Raw genomic sequence first — 15,558 nt, 5'->3', positions numbered from 1 at the left:
AGTTGTCCTAGTGAGTCGGCCCGAGGAAGGCCAGCCATCGGCGTTCGGCGAGGCGAAACAGGCCGACCAGCGCAAAGGTAACGGTCAGGTAGATCAGCGCGGCGATGCCGAACGACTGGAATGTCATGAAGGTCGCCGAGTTCGCATCACGAGCGACTTTCAATACATCCGGGATAGTCGCGGTGAACGCCACGGTGGTCGAGTGCAGCATCAGAATCACTTCGTTGCTGTAATAAGGCAACGAGCGACGCAGGGCCGACGGCATGATGACGTAGGCATAAAGCTTCCAGCCTGTCAGACCGTAGGCCTTGGCCGCTTCGACTTCACCATGCGCCATGCTGCGAATCGCCCCGGCGAAGATCTCCGTGGTGTAGGCGCAGGTATTCAGGGCGAAAGCCAGGATCGTGCAGTTCATCGCATCGCGAAAGAACGCATCGAGGATTGGCTGGGCACGCACGGCAGCCAGGCTGTAGATGCCGGTGTAGCAAATCAGCAGCTGGATATACAGCGGCGTACCCCGGAACAGGTAGGTGTAAAACTGCACCGGCCAGCGGACGTAGACCTTGGGCGAAACCCTGGCGATGGACAGCGGGATCGACACCACAAAACCGATGAAGATCGACGCGCTGAGCAGCCACATGGTCATGGCCAGGCCAGTGATGTTGTAGCCGTCGGTATAAAGGAAGGGTCTCCAGTATTCCTGCAAGAGTTCGATCATCGTAGCGCCTCCCGGGAACCGGCGGCGTAGCGGCGTTCGAGCCAGCGCAGGACGACGTTGGAGGCACTGGTGATCAGCAGGTAAATCAATGCGGCAAGCACCAGGAAGTAGAACAGTTGATAAGTGCTTTTACCGGCGTCCTGTGCGGCTTTGACCAAATCGGCGAGGCCGATGATCGAAACCAGCGCGGTGGCCTTGAGCATCACCATCCAGTTGTTGCCGATGCCCGGCAGGGCGAAGCGCATCATTTGCGGGAACACCACGAGACGAAAACGCTGACCGCGTTTTAGGCCATAGGCGGTGGCGGCTTCGACCTGGCCCCGCGGTACGGCGAGAATCGCGCCACGGAAAGTTTCAGTGAAGTACGCGCCATAAATGAAGCCCAGGGTGATGACCCCGGCGCTGAACGGGTTAATTTCGATGTATTCCCATTCCATGAAATCGGTAAAAGAGGTCAGCCAGGTTTGCAGGCTGTAGAAAATCAGCAGCATCAGCACCAGGTCCGGCACCCCGCGAATCAGGGTGGTGTAGATCTGGGCCGGTACGCGCACCAGTTTGACTTTTGACAGCTTGGCACTGGCACCGAGCAGACCGAGCAATACGGCCAACAAAAGTGACAACACCGATAATTTGATGGTCATCCAGGTGCCTTCCATCAGCAACGGACCGAAGCCCTTGAGGCTGAAGGCAGAGAGCCCCAGGTTTTGTAATAGGTTTTCGAACATAAATCAGCAACCTGATCGGGTAAAAAAAGCGCCCATCGCGAGATGGGCGCCGGGCATTATTTGCCGCTGTACAGATTCAGATCGCCAAAGTGTTTCTTCTGAATGGTGGCGTAGGTGCCATCGTCGTGTAACGCTTTGATACCTTTATTCAAAAGGTCTTTGAGGTCTTTGTTACCTTTAGAGATACCGATAGCTGTTTTCGACGGTAGCAATTCGCTGTCGACCGGCTTGCTGACTTCGTAGCCTTCGCCTTTTGGTGACTTCAAGAAGCCCAGTTCGGCTTGCAGCATGTCCTGGATTGCTGCGTCGAGGCGACCGGACATCAGGTCCGAATACACCTGATCCTGGTTCTGATAGGCCTGGGTTTTCACGCCAGCCTTGTCCAGCACGGCCTTGGCGTAGGCTTCCTGGATGGTGCCTTGCTCATAGCCGACGGTCTTGCCCTTCAGCGAAGCGACATCTTCGCTCAGGCCGGAACCTTTCTTGAAGACATAAGCGGTTGGGCCGGAGAACAGCTCGTCGGAGAAGTCGATGACTTTTTCGCGGGCCGGGGTGACGGTCATCGAAGAGATCACACCGTCGAATTTATTGGCTTTCAAGCCCGGAATCATGCCGTCGAAATCGCTTTCGACCCATTTGCACTTGACCTTCAGTTCGGCGCAGATTGCATTGCCCAAGTCGATGTCGAAACCTACCAGGCTGCCGTCAGCTGCTTTGGACTCGAACGGCGCATAAGATGGGTCAACGCCAAAACGCAATTCTTTGTATTCCTTGGCCAGCGCGGAGCCGGCAGCCATGCACAACGCCAGTGCAGAAAGGGTCAGCAATGCTTTTTTCATTATTCAATCCCTAAGAACCAATATGAGCGCTTGTGGCGCAGAAGTACTGTTACTGGAAAGCGTAAGACCTATTCAAAGTAGCAATTTCCGAACCAGAGTCCCGAACAAGCGTTTAAAAGGTAATACAAGAAGTGGCAAAGCGCGATGTGTGCACGAAAATGGGCATCGCCAAATTCCTGCGCCAGGGTGGTGCGTAGCGGCTTGCCCGCTGTAGCAGCTGTCGAGCCCCAGCGAGGCTGCGTTCGGCTGCGCAGCAGTCGTAAAATCAGAAACTGCGGTACGTCAGGCAATCCGCGTTAACCGGTTCACGACTGCTTCGCAGCCGAACGCAGCCTCGCTGGGGCTCGACAGCTGCTACAGCAGGCTTCGCCAGCTGATCAGTCCACAGAAATCAGGTCAGGCGAGCAAATCCTGCAACGTCGCCAAGCTGTCAGCGTCCTCCACCGACTTGTCCTGCCGCCAACGCAGCATCCTCGGGAACCGCACCGCAATCCCGCTCTTGTGTCGTTTCGACAGGGCAATGCCCTCGAATCCCAGCTCAAACACCAGGGTCGGCTTCACACTGCTCACCGGTCCGAATTTTTCCACCGTGGTCTTGCGTACGATGCTATCGACCTGGCGCATTTCTTCGTCAGTCAACCCAGAGTAGGCCTTGGCGAAAGGCACCAGCGTTCGCCCGCGGGCAGAGGGCGGGCCGTCCCACACAGCGAAGGTGTAATCGGTGTAGAGACTGGCCCGGCGGCCATGACCCTGCTGGGCATAGATCAGCACCGCATCGACGCTGAACGGGTCGACTTTCCATTTCCACCACACCCCCATGTCCTTGGTCCGCCCGACGCCATACAGCGCATCGCGGGCCTTGAGCATCATGCCTTCGACGCCCAACCTGCGGGAGGCTTCTCGTTGGCGGGCGAGGTCGAACCAGTTTTCACCGGTCAGCACGGGCGAGCTCAGTAACACCGGGTTTGCGCAGGTGAGGATGAGTTGTTCCAGCTGAGTGCGGCGCGTGGCTTGAGTCTGGTTACGCCAATCCTCACCCTGCCATTCCAGCAGGTCATAGGCCTGGACGACCACGGGCACTTCATCGAGGATTTTTTTGCTCAGCATTTTACGGCCGATCCGCTGTTGCAACAGGGCGAAAGGCTGCACGGAAGGGGACGACGGCGATTGTGGGTCGAAGGCGTCCTTGGTGCCTGGTTGTGTGGCTTTCCAGGCGACGACTTCTCCGTCGATCACCGTACCGTCGGGTAAGCCATGAACCAGGCTTTCCAGTTCGGGGAAGCGTTCGGTCACCAGTTCTTCACCTCGCGACCAGATCCACAGGCGCCCATCGCGCTTGACCACTTGGGCGCGGATGCCGTCCCACTTCCATTCCACTTGCCACTGACTGGCCGGTCCGAGCAGGGTTTCGAACTGCTCGACCGGGTGCGACAACGCATGGGCGAGGAAAAACGGGTACGGCTGGCCACCTCGGTGGGCATGTTCATCGGGTGATTCGGGGGCGATCAGCTTCAGGTAACTGGCGGCGCTTGGGCGGTTCGACAGATCGGTGTAACCCACCAGCCGCTGGGCCACGCGCTTGCTATCGAGCCCAGCCATCGCCGCTAGCGCGCGAGTGACCAGCAATTTGGAGACTCCGACACGGAAACTGCCAGTGATCAATTTGATGCACAGCATCAGACTCTGGCGATCCAGTTGCGCCCACAGGGCGGGCAAGCATTCGGCGAGGGTCAGCGGGGGCGCGTTACGCAGCGGCAGCAGTTTGTTTTCAATCCACACCGCCAGCCCGTCGGTAGAGGTGTGGTGCGTTTCGGGCAGCACCAGCGAGATGGTTTCCGCCAGATCACCGACGGCCTGATAACTTTCTTCGAACAACCAGGGCGAGAGTCCGGAAAACGCTGTTGCCATTTCCCGCAGCATTCGTACCGGCACCAATTGCCGAGGTCGTCCACCGGACAGAAAGTACACCGCCCAGGCGGCATCTTCAGGCGCGGCCTGGGCGAAATAGTTCTGCATCGCCGTCAGTTTGGCGTTGCTCGAGGTGGTGGCGTCGAGTTCGGCATACAAGTCGGCGAAGGCTTTCATGCCAGCACCTCAGCGCTCTCGGGTTCGAGGACTGTGGTGTCTTCATCATCGCCGTATTCGGTGCTGAAACTCATGGCATCGAGGCCTAGTTCGCGCAGATGGCGCACCAGCACTCCAATCGAACCATGGGTGACGATCACGTGTTCGGCTCCGGTTTGTTCGATAGCCCAGAGCAGGCCGGGCCAGTCGGCGTGATCGGACAGCACGAAACCGCGGTCCACGCCGCGCCGCCGCCGTGTTCCGCGCAAGCGCATCCAACCGCTGGCGAAGCCATCGCTGTAGTCACCGAAACGCCGTACCCAAGGGCTGGCACCCGCCGAAGGCGGCGCGAGAACCAAGGCTTTGCGCATCATCGGGTCATGTTTTTTTACGTCGCCGGAATAGATCGTTGGCGGTAAATAAATGCCGCTCTCGCGATAAATCCGATTGATGGGTTCAACTGCGCCATGTACCAGAATGGGACCGAGGCTGGCATCGATGCCGTGGAGAATCCGCTGAGCCTTGCCGAAGGAATAGCAGAACAGCACGCTGGTTTTGTCGGCTGCGGCGTTGGTCTGCCACCATTGATTGATCTCGGCAAAGATTTGCGTCTGGGGTTGCCAGCGGTAAATCGGCAGGCCGAACGTCGATTCCGTGATGAACGTGTGGCAACGCACCGGTTCGAACGGCGCACAGGTGCCGTCGGGTTCGGTTTTGTAATCCCCCGAGGCGACCCAGACTTCTCCGTCGTATTCCAGGCGCACCTGGGCCGAGCCGAGCACGTGGCCCGCGGGGTGAAAGCTCAGTTTTACGCCGCGGTGCAGCAATGGCTCGCCATAGGGCAGAGTTTGCAGATTGATGTCCTGGCCCAGACGCGCGCGCAGAATGCCTGCACCCGGTGCCGCCGCCAGATAATGTTGATTGCCACGGCGAGCATGGTCGCTGTGGGCATGGGTGATTACGGAGCGTTCGACCGGCTGCCATGGGTCGATATAGAAATCACCAGGCGGGCAGTACAAACCTTCAGGACGGGCGATAACAAGGTCCATATTGTTACCCAAATGGAGAGGCCTGCTAGCTAGGAGGTTTACGCGAGACGAGAAGTTCTATTTATTTTCGAGGAAGAATGGAGGCGTTAATCAGGCCGCTTTCGCGAACAAGCCAGTTAAGGTTTTTAGAGAGGAACATCGTACTTGTGGCGAGGGAGCTTGCTCCCGTTGGGGCGCGCAGCGGCCCCGAATCTGCCACCGAGGGAATCCAGATAGAACACCAGCGTCGGTTTTGCGACTGCTTCGCAGCCGAGCGGGAGCAAGCGCCCTCGCCACAATGGATATTCAGCATCAATGGGACCGACAGCATACTTTCGCGAGCAAGCCCGGTCCCACTCGAGGTTATTTGCCAGGCGTCAGCGTCAACCGCGTCTTGCCATACACCTTGTCAAAGTTCTGCGGCTGCATCGGCAGGCTCATGTATTGCCCCTTGAGCCATGGATCGACGCTGTCGAGATAGTGCGGGCTGGCCGGGTTGCCGGATTGACCGGTACCGTTCTGGCCCATCAGCGGTTCGGCCTGGCCGAAATCGACGATAAAGCGCATGGCCGGCGCCAGCGTGGTGTTGAAGTCCTGACCCCAGGTGAACGCAGCGGTGTTGAGTGTGGTGTGGTCGCCACCGGCCGCCAGTGGACCGCGTACGGTCTGGCCACTGGCGTTCTTCCACTCGTAGCGATGCAGTTTGCCCCACTGCCAGGCTTTGTGATCACCGCCCAACTGGCTGTCACCCGCGCTGATCGCGGCCGCGAGGCTACGGGCGAGGATCGCCGGTTTGTCTTCTTTCTGCGGGGTGCGCAGATCGTCCCAGAACGGACTGTCCTCACGCCCCAGCAGATGATCGGCCTGAGCCGCGTAAGACAACTTGCCGTTGGCGATAAAGGCTTTCCACGCCGGAGTGCTTTCCGGGCCCAGATCATCGAGGAAAATCTGCTTAGTGCTTTCCTGCAGGAACAGCTCGTAGATCGCCGCGTCGGCGGAGGTCGTGCTGAGTTTGCCGTCGAAAGCCATCAAGCGCGTATAAGCCTCACGAGCCTTGCCGCGATCGGCAACCGGCAGCGCTTCGATGGCCTGTTTGAGTGGCTGAGCCATGCCCGGCGCTTCAAACACCTTCTTCAGCTTGGCGGCGAAGGTGGTGGTCTGGTCGTATTGCATGGCGATCAGGCTACGTGTGTCGTGCTTGCCCACGCCCGCCAGTTCGGCCATGCGCTCGCCGCGCTCCGGCGCTGACCAGGAATTGGACAGCTGCATGCCGTAGCCATGGGGAATGACCCGCTGGTTGGCGGTGCCGAGCCAGCCTTGAGCCGGGTCCTGGTCATACGGATGGAGCATCGGGTCGGCGTAACCGTCCCAGTCGTAGCGACCTTCCCAGCCCGGCGACGGCAGCAAGCCTTCGCCTTCGCGACGGTTTGGGTAGCGACCGGTAACTTGCCAGCCGATGTTGCTGGCATCGGCAAACACCAGATTCAGGGCAATGGCGCGGATCTCACGGCTGGCGTCCGAGGCCTTCTCGACGCTCTGGGCTCGGGACAGATCGAAAAAGGCGTCCAGGGTTTTGTCGTCGGTGAAGTTCGGCGTCTGCAAGGCCAGGCCGAAACCATTCGCCAGCGCGGTGCCTTGAGCGCTGTTGAGCAGCGGCCCGTGACGGGTTTCGTACACGGCTTCGCGAATCGGCTTCTGGCCTTTAACGAAGTAGGTTTCGTTACGCACGATCGCCGGCTGCCATTTGCCGCTGACTTCGTAGGAAAGGCCATTGCCCTGACGTTTGATTTTTTCCAGGAACAGGTCCTGGTTGTCGCCCATGACCGTGGTCATGCTCCACGCCACTTTGCCGTTGAAACCACCGAGCACCATGGGTAACCCGGCAATGGTCACGCCGGAGGCCTGGTATTTCGGCGCGCGAATCTGCACGTAACTGAACAGCGACGGCACGCCCAGCGGCCCATGGCTGTCGCTGGCCAACAGGCTTTTGCCGCTGCGGCTGCGTTGCGGGGCAATCGCCCAGTTGTTCGAAGACGTGGCGCCCAGCAGGTTCAGGTCGGACAGTTGACCGATGGATTTGCTGATTTCGCTCAACCCCGGGATTTGCCCGTTGAGTTTGATGCCTTGAAGTTTTTCCGCTTCTGCGACTGGCAGTTTTTCGTCGGGAGCGGATGGCGCAAGCCACGCCAGTTTGTCGGTACTGACCGTCTGGGCCAGCATCAGCGAGGAAATTTCTTCCGGCAGGTTCGCCGATTGACTGAAATTTAGCAGGCAGAAAATCAGCGCCGAATCTTCCGGTTTCCAGTACTCCGGTTTGTAGCCAGTGGCCGCGAGGTCGGCAGGCAGTTTGTCGCGGTAGCGGAACAGGTAGGCGTTAACCCCACGGGCATAGACTTCGAAGAAACGCTTGAGGCGTGGCGAGGAGGCCTTGTACAGCTCACCCGCGCTTTTCTTCAGATGGACTGCACGCATGTAGCGGTCGGCGTCGAGCAGGTCCGAACCGGACATCTCCGCCAGACGGCCTTGGGCGAGCAAACGCAGAGTGACCATTTGGCTGATGCGGTCGCTGGCATGCACGTAGCCGAGGGTGAACAGCGCATCGTGGAAGCTGTTGCTCTCAATCAGCGGCATGCCCATGGCATTGCGTCGAATCGAAACGTTCTGCGCCAAGCCTTTGAGCGGTTGCACGCCTGAGGCCGGCGGGAGGGTGTCTTGAGTGTTCCAGGTCTGACAACCCGTCAGGCTTAAAACACCGGCCACTGCTGCGGCAACGCCGAACCGGGGAAGAAAATGTGTGAGGGCTGGCGAGGCCATGGCAAAGCTCCTGCGGGGGTAGTGGTGCCCCGCCTCGAAAGTCGCTGTTCAGTGTTGACGGCGTCTAATGTCGTCAGACTGCGCTGCCGCTCCTCGCCATAGCGGGCTATGACTCGTCGCGGCGCCTTGCCTGACAACATTAGCCACTCGCCAAAACTGAACGGACTTCCGAGGCGGGGCACAATAAAGGCGCTACGTTAGTGAGCAGGAGGTGGGCGCGCAAGCGGGGTACAGATCTTATTTCGGGATTTAATTGTTAAACCCAAAAGATCGCAGCCTTCGGCAGCTCCTACGGGTGTACGCCGATCCCCTGTAGGAGCTGCCGAAGGCTGCGATCTTTTGATCTTTCTCTATCAGGATTTAGGCGGATTAATCTTGGCCACCAACGCATACGCCTTCAGCGTCGCCGGGCGGTTCTGGATGTGGTTGAACCAGCGCAGCACGTTGGGGAAGTCTTCCAGATTCTGGCTCTGCCACTTGTGAGAAACGATCCACGGGTAGATCGCCATGTCGGCAATACTGTATTCGCTGCCAGCAACAAAGTCATTGTTGGCCAGTTGCTTGTCGAGCACGCCATAGAGGCGGGCAGTTTCGTCGATGTAGCGCTTGATCGCGTAGGGGATTTTTTCCGGTGCGAATTGGCTGAAGTGATGATTCTGCCCGGCCATCGGCCCCAGGCCTCCCATCTGCCAGAACAGCCATTGCAGCGCTTGTTGGCGACCGCGCAGGTCTTTGGGCAGGAACTTGCCGGTTTTCTCTGCCAGGTACAGCAGAATCGCCCCCGACTCGAACAGTGCCAACGGTTCACCGTCATCGGCCGGCTCATGATCGACGATGGCCGGGATTTTATTGTTCGGCGAGATCTTCAGGAACTCGGGTTTGAACTGGTCGTTCTGGCTGATGTTAATCGGGTAAACGTTGTACGGCAGGCCGGCTTCTTCCAGGAATATCGAAATCTTGTGGCCGTTGGGGGTGGTCCAGTAATACAAGTCGATCATGAAGTACTCCAAATCAAGAGACATCGTCAGGTACGGACAGCGACCGTCGGCATCAGGTCGTCCTGTTTGCGTTTGATGGCTTGCCAGTAGCAAGAGGTGATGCTGAAGTGCGGGGAATTCAATGCCCCAGCAGGAGAAAAGTCGGCATGGAGCTCAAGACAAACGCGGCGCTGATCATCATCGATCAACAAAAAGGCATCCTGCATCCCAAACTGGGTCGTCGAAACAACCCTCAAGCCGAAGAGCGCATCCTGGAATTGCTGGGACATTGGCGCCGAACCGGGCGGCCGGTGATTCATGTGCAGCACCTGTCCCGCTCAGAGGATTCAGTGTTCTGGCCGCAGCAATCGGGGGTGGAATTTCAGGAGCGTTTTCAACCCATGACCGGCGAGCAAGTGATTCAGAAGCAAGTGCCGGATGCCTTTTGTTCGACGGGGCTGGAGGCGCGTTTGCGCGAGGCGGGGATCGATCAGTTGATAATCGTTGGCGTGGCGACCCACAACTCGGTGGAGTCCACGGCGCGAACGGCCGGGAATCTGGGGTTTGAAGCGTGGGTTGCGCAGGATGCGTGCTTTACCTTCGACAAGGCGGATTTTTTCGGTAACGCCCATTCAGCCGAGGAAGTGCATGCGATGTCGCTGGGTAATTTGCATGGGGAATATGCGACGGTCGTCGGCACAGCAGAAATATTAACGGCTGGCTGAAAACCTGTGGGAGCGAGCCTGCTCGCGATAGCGGTGATAGTTAATGTGCCGCCGTCATCGCGAGCAGGCTTGCTCCCACAGTTGATCGGCGGTGCTCACAATTTTGTGTGTTCACAAAAGATCCCTGTGGGAGCGAGCCTGCTCGCGATAGCGATTCAACAGGCGAAAAAAATATCCGCCCGAAGCATCAAGCGCCGTGGCACTTCTTGAATTTCTTGCCATTGCCGCATGGGCAAGGGTCGTTGCGGCCGACGTCTTTCAGGGCGTTGCGCACCGGTTCCTGGTGGGCGTGGCCGCAGTTCGGGCCGTGGACATGGCCATGGTCGTGATCATGGTGGTCGTGATGGTCATGATCGTGGTTGCAGTCAGGGCCATGGACATGGGGTTGCTGAGTCATCGGGGTCACTCCGGAATTAAATCGGCGGCGATTATCACGCCATTACGCGCCAGGTGCACGTAGTGCGCGATGAATAAACCGGTTTCCAGTTCACCTTCCAGACGATAGGGAATGGGTTGGTCGGGTTTTTTCAGCAATTTCACCAGGTCCCGGACTTTCGGCCAAAGGTTGGTGCGAATCGGCACTTTAAAATGAGCGCTGCGTTTGGGGCCGACCGTGAACCAGTGTTCGTGCTCACCTTCGGCCAGCAGTATGTCCCCGAGGTGAATGCGATATTCCAGGGCGCGCACCGTCAGGTCTTGGTCATTGGGATTGTCGACGCGAAAGTGCAGCAGGAACTTCTGCTCCAGTATTTTGGCCCGGACCACCTCGACCTTGACCAGATGCACTTGCGGCTCCGGCAAGTCGTCGCCGAACCACGACGCGCAGCCGCCGAGCCCCAGAAACAGGAGCAGGGTGAGCAGCTGTAATGCGCGCCGCTGGGTGTTCATGGTCGTGTTTCTCCCTTTGTAGCAGCTGTCGAGCCCTAGCGAGGCTGCGTTCGGCTGCGCAGCAGTCGTGAATCCGGCTGACGCGGTTTGCCTGAGGCACCGCAAGTTCTGGTTTGACGACTGCTTCGCAGCCGAACGCAGCCTCGCTAGGGCTCGACAGCTGCTACAGCGAACGCAGCCTTCGGCAGCTGCTAAAGGGATCACCTCAAGCGCCAAAGTAACTCGCGCAGCACTTCTTGAACTTCTGCCCGCTGGCGCACGGGCACGCATCGTTACGCCCGGCCTTGAGTAACACGGTGGGGTCGATGAAATACCAGTGGCCGGCGTTCTGTACGAATGATGAACGTTCGCGGTGGCTGTGTTCGCCACTGCTGTCGTGCCAGCGAGCGGTGAAGGTGACGAAAGCGTGCTCCGGCTGACCGCCGAAAACCTCGGCGCTTTCGACCTCCAGGCCCAGCCAGGTGCTTTGGGCGCTCCAGTCGCTGATCGACTGGCGATCCAGGCCGGCCTGTTGTGCGGGCAGGGTGGTCGCCACCAGATAGTCGATCAACCCCAGTACATAGGCGCTGTAGCGCGAACGCATCAAGACTTCGGCGCTGGGAGCGGGGTGGCCGGCGTGGTAATGACCGCAGCAGGCATCGAGCAGCGTGCCGCTGCCGCAAGGGCAAATGGATGTACTCATTGGGTTACCACCAATATTTCCCGAAATTTTCCGGATTGGCCCAGAAGCGTGAGTTAAGCCAGTCGGGCACCTGTTTATAGTCAAGCAGATCATAGGTGAACAGGGTCAGTACTTGATCGTCGCGCTGGAAGCGTTCACTGGCTTGCAGCGCCAGGGAGAAAAAGTCCGTTTCCTGCCAACCGCATGCCGGTAAGTCGGCCAGTACCGCAATACGACTGGCATTAAGGTTACGTATGCCGCCAAGCAGATTCAGGCCGTCGCGCTTGGGCAAGTGTTCGAGACAATCGACCACCAGCGCCAGATCAAACCGTTGTGCTGCCAACTCGGCGGGCAGTGGCCCGGGTGCAGCAAAGGCGACGATGCTGTCCGGGTGCGCGAGCTTGAATGCCTCAAGCGCGGGGAATTCGCTAGCGCCAATCAGCAACAGACGCGCCGGGGCATAACGATCAAGCAAAGCGGCCAACGCCTGCTGGGGCGTGCGCGAAGAAATACCTGCAATCATCGAAGATCCTCAATCAGAGCGCCAAGACTAGCCTGCCCCAACGTCCGGGCCTAGTGTTCCTGTCTCGCGCAATTAACCAAAAAGCGGCGATCCTCCCTGAACATGGGGCAAAACAGCAATGGCGTATTGCTGGCGGAGATTAAAAGTCGGGTCTTTACTCCCTAGAATCGGTTTTAAGCCGATCCCTCAGGAGAAGAACTAGATGAGCATAATTCGGACAGCATTACCCTTGGTTCTGCTAACCAGTGTGTTGACTGGTTGCGCAGGTTTGCAGAAAACCGACTGGCCGACCTGTGCGGCGGTAGGTGGTGTCGTCGGTGCAGGGCTCGGCGCAACCGAGAGCTCGGCATGGGCGGGGTATGGCGCGCTGCTGGTCGGCGGCACGGCAGCCGCCTATTGCTGGGTGCACGGCGATGGAGATGAAGACGGCGATGGTGTGCTGGACAGTCGCGACAAGTGCCCGGGTACACCTAAAGGCGTGCGGGTCGATGCCGACGGCTGCCCTCCACCAGCGCCTGCGCCGGTGGTCGAGGAGGCTGCGGTGGTCAAGGAAGAAGTCATCGTTATCCGTGATGTGCACTTCCAGTTCGACTCGGCCAAGCTCACCCTTGCCGATAAAGACGTACTCAACACCATTGCCACGCGCCTGAAACAGGAATCCTCCAGCGCCCAACTGACCGTGACCGGTCATACCGATAGCGTCGGCAGCGATGCCTACAACCAGAAACTGTCGGATAGACGCGCCCATTCGGTGGTGGAATACCTGATTTCCCAAGGCGTGCCACGCAGCAGTTTCGTGACTGTGACCGGTGCCGGTGAAAGCCAGCCGGTGGCCGATAACAAAACTGCGGACGGTCGTGCGTTGAACCGTCGCACGGAAATCAAAATCAACCGCTAGATCCCTTGTGCTCCGCGGCTTGTACAGTCGCGGATGCGGGTCTTTACTCCTGTGTGACCGGTATGGGCCGGTGACACAGGAGCATTCACAATGAGCGTTCTCACAAGGACCGTCTTCCCGGTTCTGCTGCTTGGCAGTCTTCTGACCGGTTGTGCGACTCACAGCGATGGCACTGCCCCCCTCAATCAACGTACGTGGCCGATCTGCAGCGTCATTGGCGGACTGGTCGGTGGCGGTTTGGGAGCAATTGAAAGCAGTGCCTGGGCAGCGGGTGGAGCGGCGCTCGGGATCTTGACCGGTGGCCTGATCTGTTACGCCCAGGATGGCGATGAAGACGATGATGGCGTCTTCGATCGACGTGATCGCTGCCCCGATACGCCTGCCGATACGCCTGTCGAACATCACGGTTGCCCGCTGCCGCAATACCCGGCCAGTGTGAAACCTGTCGAACCACCGGTATCTGAAGTCATCACCCTGAACGGTAATGTGTTGTTCGCTTACAACCAATCCGACCTGATGCCCGAAGCGCGCAGTGAGCTGGATTCGCTGATGGCCAAATTGCAGAACGCCGATGTGGTGAGCGTTAAAGTCATCGGTCATACCGACAGCCAGGGTTCGGACGCCTATAACCAGAAACTGTCGGAACGTCGTGCCAGCAGCGTGGCGGCCTACCTGTTGAGTCAGGGGCTGGCGCCGAACAAACTCACCAGCGAAGGCCGGGGCGAAAGCCAGCCGGTGGCCGATAACGACACGGAAGAAGGGCGGGCGCAAAACCGTCGCGTGGAGTTGCACGTCAATCGTTAAGCTCCGTGACTAAGGCCTGTGATAGAGCCGTCGGACGACTATTCAGTGGGTCCGGCGGCCAAGTGGCGACCTTCCGGAAGAATTTTTTGTTGGCCTCTGGCTTATCCCGCGCGTAAGCCGTTACTGTGCGCGCAAAGAATAATTCTCAACGGGGGCGCGTATGAAGGTGTTTTGGGGGCTGGGAAAGTTATTGACCCTGCTGTTCTGGTTGGTGGCGCTGGTCAATCTGCTCATACCGTTTATCCATCCCTTTCACCTGCTGATCAATTTTGCAGGCAGCCTGTTGGCAGGGCTCCATCTTCTGGAGTTGGTGTTCTGCAACCGCAGCCTCAAAGGTCGAGCCCACCCTTGGCGTGATCGTCTGAAGATTGTCTTTTTCGGCGTTTTCCACCTGCAAACCATTCCGGCCCCGGCCGCTTCGAAGGCCTCCCATGCGTAAACGCTGTCTGCTCGCTGCACTTATCAGCCCATTGGCCTGCGCGCAGGTGGTGAGCGTCGAAACCAACTCGCTGATGCGTTTGCCCAACACCGCCAGTACCTTGCAACTGGAACGGCTGGAAGTCGCCGATTACGGCACCTTGCTGATTCCCTCGAACGTGACCGAAGTGACTGTCGGCGAACTGCGCCTGGGACGCGACGCGCGGATTGCCATTGTGCCGAGCGAACAAGCTCTGGCGTTGAAGGTCAGCCGTGCCGAGTTGGCCGAAGGCAGCCAGATCACTGCGCGGGGCGCGCCGGGGACTTACCTCAAGGCCGCTCGCTCCGGGCGCAATCTGGATGTGCAGATCAAAGCGTTGAACGCGCCGCAATTGTCCGTAGACGCTCGCGGTGGCGCGGGTGCTCCAGGTTTTGTCGGCCTTGATGGGGCTAATGGTCAAGCACCGGGTTGTACCTGGGGCCAGGCCGGTCGCGGCGCCGATGGCAGTAATGGCAGCGACGGCCAGTCGGGTGCGCCTGGGGCGCTGGTTCGGCTGGAAGTGCCGCGTGATTACCCGACGGAGCAGATCAAGGTCGAGGTTGCAGGCGGGGTTGGTGGCGCGGCAGGGCCGGGTGGCAAACCGGGAGCGGGTGGCAAAGCCAAGGGCTGCGTCGTCTATAAAGCCGATGGTGGCAAGAGTGGTCGTCCCGGCGCCGATGGCCAGCCAGGGCCTGCGGGAGTGGCGGGTTCGGTGAGCATTCAGCGGATGTAAGCCCTCCTGTGGCGAGGGAGCTTGCTCCCGCTGGGTCGCGAAGCGGCCCCAAAACCGGCGACCTTGTTCTTTCAGAACGTGCGCAGTGATTGATTTGCGACTGCTGCGCAGCCGAGCGGGAGCAAGCTCCCTCGCCACAGAGACTACATATTCCTCAGAACATCGGCCGAGCCGCAGCAATCGCCACCAGCGCCAACCCGACCAGCAGGTTAATCCCTACCAACCGCCGAATTTTACCCAGCACCGCCGCACCCGTCGGCCAATCCTGAGAGGCCACCGCGGTGCGCAGTTCCGGCAGCAGCAACGCCTGAATCCGGATAAACAGCGCCGTCATCACCACATACAATCCCATCATCACCTGCACATACCGCGGCGCGGTTTCAAATCCGGAGAACTGCAGATGAATCATGCCCACGCCGCTGATCGGCAAAAGCACCACGGCGATCCAGACCCAGCGGAAAAAACCTTGAAACACTTCCACCCACAGCTTCAATCGGGCAGGGCCTTCCAGCGCCTTCATCGCCGCGGGCCTCAAGACCATCCAGGCGAAAAACATGCCGCCGACCCACACCAGGGCGGCCAGGACATGCAGGGTATAAACGATGCCAAAAGGTGTCATTGAGGTACTCCGTTCTGCGCGGGATTAATTAGCGGGGTATGATAGCGGCCGATCCGAACCACTGAAAATTTATCCAGCGTTTTTT

The 15,558-nt window shown here is 59.0% G+C and carries 17 protein-coding genes; 5 read left to right on the top strand and 12 right to left on the bottom strand.

All coding sequences use genetic code 11. The features are described 5' to 3' along the window. Positions 1-7: 7 nt before the first annotated feature. The 7 genes from JFU11_RS04065 to JFU11_RS04035 all read right to left on the bottom strand — a co-directional run bounded on the left by JFU11_RS04065 (position 8) and on the right by JFU11_RS04035 (position 9,186). Positions 8-718 (bottom strand): ABC transporter permease, encoded by a 711-nt coding sequence (locus JFU11_RS04065; RefSeq protein WP_052966409.1) that lies wholly within the window; start codon positions 716-718, stop codon positions 8-10. Beyond that, positions 715-1,443, bottom strand: coding sequence for an ABC transporter permease (locus tag JFU11_RS04060; RefSeq protein ID WP_201059863.1), 729 nt, complete (start codon positions 1,441-1,443; stop codon positions 715-717). Before JFU11_RS04060 ends, JFU11_RS04065 begins: the two co-directional genes overlap by 4 nt. Positions 1,444-1,499: 56 nt before the next feature. After that, positions 1,500-2,282, bottom strand: coding sequence for a transporter substrate-binding domain-containing protein (locus JFU11_RS04055; RefSeq protein WP_038979216.1), 783 nt, complete (start codon positions 2,280-2,282; stop codon positions 1,500-1,502). Between the two features lie 396 nt (positions 2,283-2,678). Further along, entirely contained in the window at positions 2,679-4,367 is a 1,689-nt protein-coding gene (locus JFU11_RS04050; RefSeq protein WP_201059861.1) for an ATP-dependent DNA ligase, read from the bottom strand. Then, positions 4,364-5,395, bottom strand: a complete 1,032-nt coding sequence (locus JFU11_RS04045) for a ligase-associated DNA damage response exonuclease (protein ID WP_123719795.1) — start codon at positions 5,393-5,395, stop codon at positions 4,364-4,366. Before JFU11_RS04045 ends, JFU11_RS04050 begins: the two co-directional genes overlap by 4 nt. Before the next feature lie 342 nt (positions 5,396-5,737). Beyond that, positions 5,738-8,188 (bottom strand): penicillin acylase family protein, encoded by a 2,451-nt coding sequence (locus tag JFU11_RS04040; RefSeq protein ID WP_201059859.1) that lies wholly within the window; start codon positions 8,186-8,188, stop codon positions 5,738-5,740. Between the two features lie 353 nt (positions 8,189-8,541). Then, positions 8,542-9,186, bottom strand: coding sequence for a glutathione binding-like protein (locus JFU11_RS04035; RefSeq protein WP_201059857.1), 645 nt, complete (start codon positions 9,184-9,186; stop codon positions 8,542-8,544). A gap of 146 nt (positions 9,187-9,332) precedes the next feature. On the opposite strand from JFU11_RS04035, the gene JFU11_RS04030 reads away from it, so the two are divergent. After that, positions 9,333-9,890, top strand: coding sequence for a cysteine hydrolase family protein (locus JFU11_RS04030; protein ID WP_201059855.1), 558 nt, complete (start codon positions 9,333-9,335; stop codon positions 9,888-9,890). Positions 9,891-10,077: 187 nt separating this feature from the next. Here the strand turns inward: JFU11_RS04030 and JFU11_RS04025 are convergent, their stop codons facing one another. The 4 genes from JFU11_RS04025 to JFU11_RS04010 all read right to left on the bottom strand — a co-directional run bounded on the left by JFU11_RS04025 (position 10,078) and on the right by JFU11_RS04010 (position 11,962). Next, complete coding sequence (locus tag JFU11_RS04025) at positions 10,078-10,287, bottom strand: SEC-C metal-binding domain-containing protein (RefSeq protein WP_007906737.1); 210 nt, start codon at positions 10,285-10,287, stop codon at positions 10,078-10,080. A gap of 5 nt (positions 10,288-10,292) precedes the next feature. Next, entirely contained in the window at positions 10,293-10,778 is a 486-nt protein-coding gene (locus tag JFU11_RS04020) for an LEA type 2 family protein (protein WP_201059853.1), read from the bottom strand. A gap of 205 nt (positions 10,779-10,983) precedes the next feature. Beyond that, the gene (locus tag JFU11_RS04015; protein WP_123719790.1) at positions 10,984-11,460 is read right to left on the bottom strand and encodes a YchJ family protein; all 477 of its coding nucleotides are present in this window, start codon (positions 11,458-11,460) and stop codon (positions 10,984-10,986) included. Positions 11,461-11,464: 4 nt separating this feature from the next. Next, on the bottom strand, positions 11,465-11,962 hold the full coding sequence (locus JFU11_RS04010; RefSeq protein WP_123499293.1) for a DUF6231 family protein: 498 nt from the start codon (positions 11,960-11,962) through the stop codon (positions 11,465-11,467). 202 nt (positions 11,963-12,164) lie between these two features. On the opposite strand from JFU11_RS04010, the gene JFU11_RS04005 reads away from it, so the two are divergent. The 4 genes from JFU11_RS04005 to JFU11_RS03990 all read left to right on the top strand — a co-directional run bounded on the left by JFU11_RS04005 (position 12,165) and on the right by JFU11_RS03990 (position 14,854). Beyond that, complete coding sequence (locus tag JFU11_RS04005; RefSeq protein ID WP_201059851.1) at positions 12,165-12,860, top strand: OmpA family protein; 696 nt, start codon at positions 12,165-12,167, stop codon at positions 12,858-12,860. A 90-nt stretch (positions 12,861-12,950) separates the two neighbouring features. Further along, positions 12,951-13,664, top strand: a complete 714-nt coding sequence (locus JFU11_RS04000) for an OmpA family protein (RefSeq protein WP_201059849.1) — start codon at positions 12,951-12,953, stop codon at positions 13,662-13,664. Between the two features lie 160 nt (positions 13,665-13,824). Next, positions 13,825-14,103, top strand: a complete 279-nt coding sequence (locus JFU11_RS03995) for a DUF1145 domain-containing protein (protein ID WP_123719787.1) — start codon at positions 13,825-13,827, stop codon at positions 14,101-14,103. Beyond that, on the top strand, positions 14,096-14,854 hold the full coding sequence (locus JFU11_RS03990) for a hypothetical protein (protein WP_201059848.1): 759 nt from the start codon (positions 14,096-14,098) through the stop codon (positions 14,852-14,854). Before JFU11_RS03995 ends, JFU11_RS03990 begins: the two co-directional genes overlap by 8 nt. Positions 14,855-15,008: 154 nt before the next feature. On the opposite strand, the gene JFU11_RS03985 is transcribed toward JFU11_RS03990, so the two are convergent. Next, positions 15,009-15,473, bottom strand: coding sequence for a CopD family protein (locus JFU11_RS03985; RefSeq protein WP_201059846.1), 465 nt, complete (start codon positions 15,471-15,473; stop codon positions 15,009-15,011). Between the last annotated feature and the right edge of the window lie 85 nt (positions 15,474-15,558).

Source organism: Pseudomonas sp. TH37 (assembly GCF_016650735.1).
Taxonomy (GTDB): domain Bacteria; phylum Pseudomonadota; class Gammaproteobacteria; order Pseudomonadales; family Pseudomonadaceae; genus Aquipseudomonas; species Aquipseudomonas farris.
Note: the sequence above shows the minus strand (reverse complement) of the source record. Positions and strands in the feature narration are given on the sequence as shown.